The organism is Actinacidiphila sp. bgisy167 (genome assembly GCF_057707665.1).
This window is the reverse complement of the sequence record NZ_JBYIQP010000189.1, coordinates 1-1,825: the sequence shown is the minus strand read 5'-3', so window position 1 is coordinate 1,825 and position 1,825 is coordinate 1. Positions and strand designations below refer to the sequence as shown.

Here is a 1,825-nt window from a genome sequence, read left to right as displayed (position 1 = left end):
GGACAAGCCCTCGGCTTATTAGTACCGGTCAGCTCCACCCATTACTGGGCTTCCACATCCGGCCTATCAACCCAGTCGTCTACTGGGAGCCTTAACCCCTCAAAGGGGGTGGGAGTCCTCATCTCGAAGCAGGCTTCCCGCTTAGATGCTTTCAGCGGTTATCCCTCCCGAACGTAGCCAACCAGCCATGCCCTTGGCAGAACAACTGGCACACCAGAGGTTCGTCCGTCCCGGTCCTCTCGTACTAGGGACAGCCCTTCTCAAGACTCCTACGCGCACAGCGGATAGGGACCGAACTGTCTCACGACGTTCTAAACCCAGCTCGCGTACCGCTTTAATGGGCGAACAGCCCAACCCTTGGGACCGACTCCAGCCCCAGGATGCGACGAGCCGACATCGAGGTGCCAAACCATCCCGTCGATATGGACTCTTGGGGAAGATCAGCCTGTTATCCCCGGGGTACCTTTTATCCGTTGAGCGACGGCGCTTCCACAAGCCACCGCCGGATCACTAGTCCCTACTTTCGTACCTGCTCGACCCGTCAGTCTCACAGTCAAGCTCCCTTGTGCACTTACACTCAACACCTGATTGCCAACCAGGCTGAGGGAACCTTTGGGCGCCTCCGTTACCCTTTAGGAGGCAACCGCCCCAGTTAAACTACCCACCAGACACTGTCCCTGATCCGGATCACGGACCGAGGTTAGACATCCAGCACGACCAGAGTGGTATTTCAACGACGACTCCACCCAAGCTGGCGCTTGAGATTCACAGTCTCCCACCTATCCTACACAAGCCGAACCGAACACCAATATCAAGCTGTAGTAAAGGTCCCGGGGTCTTTCCGTCCTGCTGCGCGAAACGAGCATCTTTACTCGTAGTGCAATTTCACCGGGCCTGTGGTTGAGACAGTCGAGAAGTCGTTACGCCATTCGTGCAGGTCGGAACTTACCCGACAAGGAATTTCGCTACCTTAGGATGGTTATAGTTACCACCGCCGTTTACTGGCGCTTAAGTTCTCAGCTTCGCCCCACCGAAATGGAGCTAACCGGTCCCCTTAACGTTCCAGCACCGGGCAGGCGTCAGTCCGTATACATCGCCTTACGGCTTCGCACGGACCTGTGTTTTTAGTAAACAGTCGCTTCTCGCTGGTCTCTGCGGCCACCACCAGCTCAGAGTGCAAAACTCATCACCAGCAATGGCCCCCCTTCTCCCGAAGTTACGGGGGCATTTTGCCGAGTTCCTTAACCACAGTTCACCCGAACGCCTCGGTATTCTCTACCTGACCACCTGAGTCGGTTTAGGGTACGGGCCGCCATGAAACTCGCTAGAGGCTTTTCTCGACAGCATAGGATCATCCACTTCACCACAATCGGCTCGGCATCAGGTCTCAGGCTACGTGCCAGGCGGATTTGCCTACCTAGCGCCCTACACCCTTACCCCGGGACAACCACCGCCCGGGCTGGACTACCTTCCTGCGTCACCCCATCGCTCACCTACTACCACCTCGGGTCACCGGCTCCACCACTCCCCATCACTCCGAAGAGATCAAGGGCGGCTTCACGGGCTTAGCATCAGAGGGTTCAGCGCTGGCGCTTCAAAGCGGGTACCGGAATATCAACCGGTTGTCCATCGACTACGCCTGTCGGCCTCGCCTTAGGTCCCGACTTACCCTGGGCAGATCAGCTTGACCCAGGAACCCTTAGTCAATCGGCGCAAGAGTTTCCCACTCTTGTATCGCTACTCATGCCTGCATTCTCACTCGTGAACCGTCCACGACTCCCTTCCAGGGCCGCTTCACCCGGCACACGACGCTCCCCTACCCATC

1 rRNA gene is annotated in these 1,825 nt (G+C 57.4%); it reads right to left on the bottom strand.

The features are described 5' to 3' along the window. Positions 1-1,825, bottom strand: a 23S ribosomal RNA gene (locus AC3ET4_RS30665); the annotation flags it as partial.